General features: G+C 59.8%; 10 protein-coding genes. 1 reads left to right on the top strand and 9 read right to left on the bottom strand.

Annotation, left to right across the window (positions count from 1 at the left end; all coding sequences use genetic code 11):
• From E2L05_RS19750 to E2L05_RS19740, 3 genes are all read right to left on the bottom strand, one after another.
• Positions 1–690, bottom strand: a 690-nt coding sequence (locus tag E2L05_RS19750) for a Tex-like N-terminal domain-containing protein (RefSeq protein WP_279512649.1), incomplete at its 3' end; no start/stop codon positions are given.
• Positions 691–754: 64 nt separating this feature from the next.
• Positions 755–1,492, bottom strand: coding sequence for an FG-GAP repeat domain-containing protein (locus E2L05_RS19745; protein WP_133344689.1), 738 nt, complete (start codon positions 1,490–1,492; stop codon positions 755–757).
• Complete coding sequence (locus E2L05_RS19740) at positions 1,492–1,815, bottom strand: 2Fe-2S iron-sulfur cluster-binding protein (RefSeq protein WP_133344687.1); 324 nt, start codon at positions 1,813–1,815, stop codon at positions 1,492–1,494. The genes E2L05_RS19745 and E2L05_RS19740 overlap by 1 nt, the downstream gene beginning before the upstream one ends.
• 126 nt (positions 1,816–1,941) lie before the next feature.
• Between E2L05_RS19740 and E2L05_RS19735 the strand changes: the two genes are divergently transcribed.
• Positions 1,942–2,427: an OB-fold nucleic acid binding domain-containing protein gene (locus E2L05_RS19735; protein ID WP_133344685.1), complete on the top strand. Its 486-nt coding sequence runs from the start codon at positions 1,942–1,944 to the stop codon at positions 2,425–2,427.
• A gap of 121 nt (positions 2,428–2,548) precedes the next feature.
• On the opposite strand, the gene E2L05_RS19730 is transcribed toward E2L05_RS19735, so the two are convergent.
• The 6 genes from E2L05_RS19730 to gorA all read right to left on the bottom strand — a co-directional run.
• Positions 2,549–4,018: a DegQ family serine endoprotease gene (locus tag E2L05_RS19730; RefSeq protein ID WP_133344683.1), complete on the bottom strand. Its 1,470-nt coding sequence runs from the start codon at positions 4,016–4,018 to the stop codon at positions 2,549–2,551.
• Positions 4,019–4,172: 154 nt separating this feature from the next.
• Complete coding sequence (locus E2L05_RS19725; protein WP_133344681.1) at positions 4,173–5,084, bottom strand: hypothetical protein; 912 nt, start codon at positions 5,082–5,084, stop codon at positions 4,173–4,175.
• Positions 5,084–5,275, bottom strand: a complete 192-nt coding sequence (locus E2L05_RS19720; RefSeq protein ID WP_133344679.1) for a DUF2065 domain-containing protein — start codon at positions 5,273–5,275, stop codon at positions 5,084–5,086. The genes E2L05_RS19725 and E2L05_RS19720 overlap by 1 nt, the downstream gene beginning before the upstream one ends.
• A complete protein-coding gene (hflC, locus tag E2L05_RS19715) occupies positions 5,272–6,150 on the bottom strand; it encodes a protease modulator HflC (RefSeq protein ID WP_133344677.1) in 879 nt (292 codons plus the stop codon). Before hflC ends, E2L05_RS19720 begins: the two co-directional genes overlap by 4 nt.
• 4 nt (positions 6,151–6,154) lie before the next feature.
• A complete protein-coding gene (gene hflK, locus E2L05_RS19710; RefSeq protein ID WP_133344676.1) occupies positions 6,155–7,303 on the bottom strand; it encodes an FtsH protease activity modulator HflK in 1,149 nt (382 codons plus the stop codon).
• Between the two features lie 66 nt (positions 7,304–7,369).
• A partial coding sequence (gene gorA, locus E2L05_RS19705) for a glutathione-disulfide reductase (protein WP_133344674.1) occupies positions 7,370–8,591 on the bottom strand: 1,222 nt, incomplete at its 5' end.

The following is an 8,591-nucleotide window of genomic DNA, read 5'->3' as shown; positions in this document are numbered from 1 at the left end:
GGCCAACGCACGGTGCCCCGGCGCGGCGGCGTATTTTTCGGTATGGGCGAAGTAGTCGGAATATTTGGCGCCCGCGTCTTGCTGGCCCTTCACGACAGTTGCGGAAAGCACCGCCTCCCGGTTCAGGAAATCACGCAAACGGCCCAGAAGATCGGCGTTCTCGGTCAGCCCCTCGGCGACGATATCGCGCGCGCCCGCCAAGGCGGCCGCCGTGTCGGGCACGTCGTCGGTGACATAGGCGGCGGCAAGGGTTTCGGGTTGCGCCCGGCGATCGGCAAGGATGGCTTTGGCGAGTGGTTCCAGCCCGTTTTCACGGGCAATCATGGCGCGCGTGCGACGTTTCGGGCGGAAAGGCAGGTAAAGGTCTTCGAGTACCGCTTTGCTGTCTGCGGCTTTCAGTTTGGCTTCAAGGTCTGGGGTCAGGTGGCCTTGTTCGGCGATGCCTGACAGGATCGTGGCGCGCCGTGCTTCGAGATCACGCAGGTAATCCAGACGGTCTGCAAGCTTGCGCAGTTGCGTGTCATCCAACCCGCCTGTGGCTTCTTTGCGGTAGCGGGCGATGAATGGCACAGTGGACCCACCATCCAGCAAGTCAACAGCCGACCCCACCTGCGCGGGGGTTGCGGAAATATCCGATGCGATCTGACGCGCGATGCGGTTTTGAGTGGCGGGATCTGTCTTTTGGGCCATGTATCACCGTTGCTTGAAGCGGAGCGCAAACTTAGCCGCATGGCCCCGCCGCGCCAAGGGCAGATCAGCGCTCGCAGGCCAGTGCCGCGGTGAAATCTTGCGGAGCAGTTCCGGGGAAAATGGGGCGTGCGGAAAGGGTCTGGCCCGAGAGCTTTACAGCCATCAGTTTGGTCCAACCGGCATCGGACAGCACGAGTTCCGGCCCCTGCCCGCAATCGCGCAAACCGCCGAAGATCGCCTCATCCCCTATGCGGTGATTGGTCAGGCCGCCAAGGTTGGCGATTTCGGTCAGCCCGCCGGGTGCCCAGGACCAGACGCGTAGGCGTTTTCCCAGATGCGGCGTTTCCACATAGGCCAGATCAACGGTGCCATCACCGTTCAGATCGGCCACGGCGACCGGCGCGAGCCAGCGAAAGCGCGTGCCGATATAGGGCGTGGCGGCAGATTTGACCAAGCTTCCGCCACGCAGGGAATAGATGGCAAGCTGCCCGCCCTGCCCGGTATCGCTTTCCACGACGACGATATCTGGGGACCCGTCACCTGTGGCATCGACCACGCGGGGAGCGATGTCTTCGAACACCGAAGTGCCGGGCATGTCGCGCAGATCAACACGGATCTCGCGCCCGGCTGTATCCCGCGCGGCGAGCACAAAGGCAGGACGCAGATCGCCCAGCACGTTGTGCGGATAGATGTCGGTTGGGGATTCGAACCAAGCAGCTTCGATGGGTCCGGGGGCCACGCCGTCTGCGCATGCGCCGGTGGTTGCCGCACCAAGCACAAAAGCCAGTGCGGCCGCCCGCATTAGATTTGCTTTTCAGGCATGTTTACAACGAGCCCGTCCAGATCTTCGGTGACTTTCAGCTGGCAGGTCAGTCGCGAGCGTTTCGGGTTCGGCTGGAACGCGAAATCAAGCATGTCTTCTTCCATGGGATCGACCGCTGGAAGCTTTTCCACCCAAGCTTCGGCGACATAGACGTGGCATGTGGAACAAGCGCAGGCCCCGCCACAATCGGCTTCGATGCCGGGGATGCCGTTGTCGCGAGCCCCTTCCATGACGGTCAGGCCGACGGGCACATCCACAACGTGTTCGGTTCCGCTATGCTCGATATAGGTGATCTTCGGCATGTCTGCCCTTTCTGTCGCGCGCACTGGCTTGGGTGTTAACTGAGTACCAGATAGGCCAGAGTTGACGATTTTTCCAGAGCAGGATCGCCGCTTGCGTTACTGCGCAAATGTTCTATTTTTGTTCTCATGCATCAACACCTGCCCCGCACCTTCGACGTTCCCCCTGCGCAACCGCCAGGCCGCCCGTGGCCGCGCCCGCCATCTGCCTTGCCGGCATCCTGGTTGGACCGCCCGCCCAATGGGGCGCGGATTACGGTTGCGGGGCTTGTGATGTTGCGCCAGCGGCCCGGCACCGCGAAGGGGATCATCTTCATCACGCTGGAGGATGAAACCGGAACGGTAAACGTGATCGTCTGGAAGCAGATCTATGAACAGTTTCGCCGCGCCGTGATCGCGGGTCGGCTGCTGCGGGTGACGGGGCGCCTACAATGCGAAGGGCCGATCACCCACGTAATCGCGGAAACGGTGGAAGATATTTCCCCCATGTTGGACCGACTTCTGGATCGCGACGATGCCGTGGGCACCCTCCGCCCAGAGATGGCTCGCGCCGGGGATCAACCGGGGCGCACCTATCCGGATCGCCACATACCGGCGCCGGACTGGGCCGATTGACACCCACCGCGATGGCCCGCCAAGGCGGATCATCGGACAACAAGACACGCCAGACATGAAAAGGGCGGCACCTGTGGCACCGCCCTTTTTGCTCACCTGCCCCGGTTCAGGGCCACAAGGATCACTCTTCGTCGATTGGCAGAGCGACGAAGCGCGGCTCACCGGCACGTTCGATCAGCAAAAGCAGCGATTTCCGGCCACCCTCGCGGGCAGCATCAACCGCCGTCGACAAATCAGCGGCAGAGGCCACTTTTTCCTGACCGGCTTCGGTGATCAGATCGCCGCGTCGCAGGCCCTTATCGAAAGCAGCACTTTCTTCATCAATGTCGGTGACAACAAGGCCAGTGGTGTCGTCCGCAAGATCAAGCTGCGCGCGCAGCTCATCGGACAGCCCGGTCACTTCCATGCCAAGCAGTTCGCTTTGGATCGGCTCGTTCGCCGGTGCGGAGGCAGGCACGGCTTCCGCTGTTTCGCGGCGACCAAGCGTAACATCGAGCGTTTCGATCGCGCCATCGCGGAAGACGGTCACGGGAACGGTTTTACCAACGCTTGTGTTCCCGACATTGCGGACCAGACCGCGCGTATCAGCAACTTCGTTGCCGTCAAAGCTGAGGATAACATCGCCCGACCGCATACCAGCGGCCGATGCAGGCCCTTCGGGGACATCCGTGACAAGCGCACCTTCAGGCGATTCAAGACCCAACGCATCGGCCAGTTCATCTGTCACATTCTGAATGCGCACACCAAGCCAACCGCGGCGTGTCTCACCAAACTGTTTGAGTTGATCCACAACCGGTGTCACCACGGCAGAAGACATCGCGAACCCGATCCCGATGGACCCACCATTTGGAGACAGGATCGCGGTATTCACGCCGATCACTTCGCCGTCCATGTTGAACAGTGGCCCGCCCGAGTTGCCCCGGTTGATCGCGGCATCCGTCTGGATGTAGTCATCATAACTGCCTGACAACGCACGACCGCGCGCCGATACGATCCCAGCCGATACCGAGAACCCTTGACCAAGTGGGTTGCCCATAGCCATGACCCAATCGCCCACACGCGCAACTTCGCTATCGCCAAACGGAACGAACGGCAGTGGTTGATCACTTTCGACTTTCAGCAGAGCAATGTCGGTGTTTGGGTCAGTGCCAATCACTTCAGCCGGCAGTTCATAGCCGGAGAAAAACTCAATCGTGATTTCATCGGCGCCTTCGATGACGTGGTTGTTTGTGACAATATAGCCGTCGTCAGAGATCACAAACCCGGACCCAAGAGCCGCGCCCCGGCGCTGACGCTGTTGCGGGCCGTCACCACCGGGGCCATTGCGGTCCATGAAGTCACGGAAGAAATCTTCGAAGGGGGAGCCTTCGGGCAACATGGGCGTCGAACGGTCGGCAGCAGCGGACACCGATGTTTGCGTCGTGATATTAACAACGGCATCGCTCACTTGCTCTGCAAGGTCTGCAAAGCTCTCTGGCGCGCCACGTGCCACAACGGGCGACGCCTGTCCCAGCGTGATTGCCACGCCAAGGCCAAGCGCGACAAAAGCTGCCCGCATACGGCCTAGATCCGATCGGTCACTCAAACGCATTGGTTGATCCTTCTTCTTGAGATGAGCCTATTCATAACACGTGAACAGTTCGTTGCTTGGAATATGGGCAGAGCGGCTTTGGAAATCTACTGTCCTGTCGCATGCTGTCACACACTCGTGACGCGATGCGAGCGCGCGGCCAGCTAAGCCGGTCTCAAAACCGGAGCGACACTTGACCGCCAAACACTGGCGCAGGATCATAATCGTTGCGCGATATCAGCCCGCCTTGCGCATTCAGCAGGGTCAACTCGCCACCATATTCCATCCCGGCGAAGGCGCTGACGCTTGTTCCGGGATTCGGGTCCCATCCAAGCGTTGCCACAATGGGAAAACTGTCGTGCTGCCCGATCCCGCCCGGCGCCAGCCCATCATCATCAAGCCGGAACTCTGCACTTTCGATCCGGCCCGCGACGCCCAAGCGCAGCGCATCGGTCAACGCATAGCTTAGTGACAGACCCGGCCCTTGGGTTGCACCAATCCCCTGCCCGGTCGACAAATTCAGCTTCTCGGTAATGTCCCAATCTATGGCAAGGAAAGGGAAAATCTGTGTGTCGCCGTCCAGCTTGCTGAACGCGCCAAGACCCGGCCCGATGGTAAAGCTGTCGCTTAATCGCCAAAAAAGCGCCGCGATGCCGCCATAGGTATCGGCTGCGCCAATGTCGGCGCCGCGTTCTTTACTGGTCCGGTAACTGGGCGCCACGATCAGCGTCGCCCGATCCCCAATGCGCGTCACAAGGCTGAGCGACACACTCCGGGTTTCGATATCTTCCCAAACCGCAGGCACACCGCCGCCAAAGGCGTAATCGGCACCGCCAAATGAGAAGCCCAAGCTCACGGTGGTAAAATCGCGCCCGATGCGCGCCAGACGCACATCGGCAGCGTACCGGGTGACGGCAACCGTTCCGCCACCATCGATATCGGCAGGCGTCTGATGGCCAACAATCGCTGCAATGCCGGGCGACCAGCGGGGCAACTCGCCGAACCCCTCGGGTTGGGCGTGGGCTGGTATGGCGTGAGCCAAAAGACCGGCCGTCGCCAGCCCCGATATCATCAATGCCGTTTTCATCACATCAGCCCCCTTGCCACCCACAGCAATATGACGCCGCATGCGAGCGCGGCAAGGCCAAGGATGCGGCGCATATCCTTCGGAATTGTGCACAAAGCCCGCAACAGATCTTCAAGACGCGAAGGGGCCAGTGCAAGCACCAGCCCCTCTACAACCAAGACGCCAGCAAGCGCCACAAGGACCAAGGTCATTCGCGGCCTGAACTGCCGTTCAGATAGTTGAAGAACTCGCTGTCAGGAGACATCACAATGGACGAGTTCCGTCCCTGAAGCGCACGCTCATAGGCTGTCAGCGAGCGATAGAATTCAAAGAATTCCGCATCTTCGCCGTAAGCTTGCGCATAGATCCCGTTGGCTTCGGCATCGGCTTCACCGCGTGTGATCTCGGACTCGCGGCGCGCTTCGGACGTCAGCTCGACGACCGTACGATCCGCTTGGGCACGTACACGCTGCGCAGCTTCGTTACCGCGGGCGATCTCGTCAGCCGCTTCGCGTTCACGTTCCGCCCGCATCCGGGCAAAGGTCGCTTCAAGGTTCTGGTCCGGCAGGTTGGTCTGCTTGAGCCGCACGTCGACAACCTGAAGGCCAAGGGCATCAGCACGCATCTGGGCCTGATCACGAATACGCACCATCAGGCTGGCACGCTCAGGCGACAGAATGGTGTTGGATGTGACACCGTCGGAACCAAGAACTTCACGGGTTTGCGTTGTAAGAATGTCGGCCAGACGATCCTGCGCAACGCGCAAGCCGCCAACACCAACAGCCTGCCGGAAGCGAACAACGTCAGCAATCCGGTAGCGGGCAAACGCGTCGACGATCAGGCGGCGATCATCGGACGGCGTCACTTCGAGAGGTGACGTATCCAACGACAAGATGCGCGCATCATAGCGCACGACTTCCTGGATCAACGGCACTTTAAAGGCGAGGCCGGGTTCTTCGCGAACCTGCTTGATCTGACCAAACTGAAGCACCAAAGCGGTTTCGCGTTCATCCACGATGAAGATGGAGGACAGGAACACGGCCACCGACACGACAACAACGGGCACGAGATAAGTGAGTTTTTTCATGGTCTCAGTTTCCCTCTGTCTGCTGCGACCGGCGCAATTCGTTCAAGGGCAGATAAGGCACGACGCCCTGACTACCTTCGCCGCCTGCATTGTCGAGGATGATCTTGTCCATATCGCCAAGAACGGTTTCCATCGTTTCAAGATAAAGACGCTTGCGTGTGACTTCTGGTGCCAAGGCATACTCGCCAAGGACCGCCGTGAAACGCGATGCCTCACCTTGTGCGGCGTTGATTGTCTCTGCCCGGTAGGCTTCGGCTTCTTCCAAAATCTGCGCCGCTTCACCGCGCGCGCCCGCCAGAACCCGGTTGGCATAGGCATCGGCCTGACGCTCCAGCCGGTCCCGTTCCTGTTCAGCTGCCTGAACTTCGCGGAACGCATCAATCACCTCTTCGGGGGGGTCGGCCTGGTCAAGGTTGACCCGGATGACATTGATGCCGCTTTCATAGCTTTGCAGTGTTGTCTGGATCAGGTCCTGCGCGCTTGCCTCGATCAAACCACGGTCGCGGTTCAGGATCGGCGACAACTGCGACTGGGCGATGATTTCCCGCATCGCGGATTCGGCAACTGACCGCACGGTTGCTTGCGGATCAGCAAGGTTGAACAAAAACGCCGCTGGATCGTTGATGTTCCAAACGACCTGAAATTCGATGTCGACGATGTTCGCATCCGTGGTCAGCATCAGCCCGCTGTCCAATGCGCCGCGCCCCGTGCCGATGGCTTCGGATTGTTCGCGCGTCACAGGGATGACTTCGGCTTTGACCAGGGGCCACGGCGCAAAGTTCAGGCCCGGCTGGCCAGTCGACGAATATTTACCAAGGAACAGTTCGACAGACTGTTCTTCGGGCCGGACCGTGTAGAGGGATGAAAATACCCAAAGTCCGAACGCCGCAAGCGCCGCGACGCCAATCGTTCCACGGTTCAGACTGGGTCCGCCGCCGCCGCCGGGACCGCGCCCGCCGCCTTTGCCGCGTCCACCCATCAGTACTTTCAGTTGTTCCTGACCCTTGCGGACCAGATCGTCAATTTCGGGCATTTGAGGCGTTTCGCCATTTCCGGGCTTGCGCCCACCGCCACGGTTGTCCCCGCCTCCGCCATTTCCGCCGGTCGGGCGATTTCCGCCGCCGCCCCAGGGGCCTCCGTTGTTTCCTGCCATGTCAGCTTTCTTCCTGTTTCGGACTAAGTCGCACGTCCGTTCTAAATGATCGCATTTCGCGCAATATCAACCCGTGCGCAAAGGGGACTTCATTGTGACCAGTTCTTCGGCCATCGTTGGGTGCACGGCAACCGTACGGTCAAAGTCTTCTTTGGTGGCACCCATCTTCACGGCGATGCCCGCGAGCTGGATCATTTCACCTGCTTGCGGCGCCACGATATGGCAGCCCAAAACCTTGCGCGTCGCTTGGCTGACGATCAGTTTCATCAGTACACGGTCGTCACGCCCGGCGAAGCTTTGCTGCATTGCCTTGAAAGAAGTGCAATACACTTCAATGGGTTCCTGATCACGCGCGTCCTCTTCGGACAGACCGACTGTGCCAAGCTCTGGCTGCGTGAACACCGCCGAGGCAATCAGATCGTGATCTGGCGCGGTCGGGTTTCCGTTGAACACTGTTTCCACAAAGGCCATCGCTTCGCGGATCGCAACAGGTGTGAGATTAACCCGATCAGTCACGTCGCCAATCGCATAAATCGATGGAACAGAAGTTTGACTATACGCGTCAACTTTAACTTCGCCGTTACGGCCAAGTTCAATCCCGAGCGCCTCAAGGCCAAGACCGGCGGTGTTGGGTTTGCGCCCCGTGGCATACATCACCTTGTCATAGACATCGTGAGAGCCGTCTGTCGCCTTGACCCACGTTTTTCCGCCATCCCGCGGCTCCATTTCCAGCACATTGGTGCCTGTGCGAAGATTGATGCCGTTTTCCTGCATCTTCTCGCCCACCAGCCCCCGCGCCTCATCGTCAAACCCGCGCAAGATCTGAGCGCCACGATAGAATTGGGTGACCTTCACACCCAAGCCATGAAGGATGCAGGCAAACTCGCTGGCAATATATCCGCCGCCAACGATCAGGATGGTGTCGGGCAACTTGTCGAGATGGAAAATTTCGTCGGACGTGATAACCGTTTCGCCGCCCGGCATATCCGGCACAAAGGGGCGTCCGCCCGTGGCCACCAGAATATGCTTGGCGGTGATCTTGGTTCCGTCGGCCAATTCCACTTCGTGCGCGTCCGTCAACGTCGCACGCTGGCTGAACCATTTCACGCCGGACCCATCGAGCAGCTTTTGGTAGACACCTTCAAGCCGATCCAGTTCGGCTTCGAGTTTTGTGTGAAAATGCGACCAATCCAATTCGCCGTTCGCAACATCCCACCCATACCCGCGCGCGTCATTGAACACCTCGCGATAGCTGGAGGCAAACACCATCAACTTTTTGGGAACGCAG

The organism is Meridianimarinicoccus aquatilis (assembly GCF_004358675.1).
Taxonomy (GTDB): domain Bacteria; phylum Pseudomonadota; class Alphaproteobacteria; order Rhodobacterales; family Rhodobacteraceae; genus Meridianimarinicoccus; species Meridianimarinicoccus aquatilis.
The sequence above is the reverse complement of the archived record's forward strand: the minus strand, read 5'-3'. Positions and strand labels throughout refer to the sequence as shown.

Coding starts and splice junctions, on each gene's coding strand:
- E2L05_RS19720 (WP_133344679.1), bottom strand. CDS start 5,275: ATGACCTTGGTCCTTGTGGCGCTTGCTGGCGTCTTGGTTGTAGAGGGG.
- E2L05_RS19725 (WP_133344681.1), bottom strand. CDS start 5,084: ATGAAAACGGCATTGATGATATCGGGGCTGGCGACGGCCGGTCTTTTG.
- hflC (WP_133344677.1), bottom strand. CDS start 6,150: ATGAAAAAACTCACTTATCTCGTGCCCGTTGTTGTCGTGTCGGTGGCC.
- E2L05_RS19740 (WP_133344687.1), bottom strand. CDS start 1,815: ATGCCGAAGATCACCTATATCGAGCATAGCGGAACCGAACACGTTGTG.
- hflK (WP_133344676.1), bottom strand. CDS start 7,303: ATGGCAGGAAACAACGGAGGCCCCTGGGGCGGCGGCGGAAATCGCCCG.
- E2L05_RS19735 (WP_133344685.1), top strand. CDS start 1,942: ATGCATCAACACCTGCCCCGCACCTTCGACGTTCCCCCTGCGCAACCG.
- E2L05_RS19730 (WP_133344683.1), bottom strand. CDS start 4,018: ATGCGTTTGAGTGACCGATCGGATCTAGGCCGTATGCGGGCAGCTTTT.
- E2L05_RS19745 (WP_133344689.1), bottom strand. CDS start 1,492: ATGCGGGCGGCCGCACTGGCTTTTGTGCTTGGTGCGGCAACCACCGGC.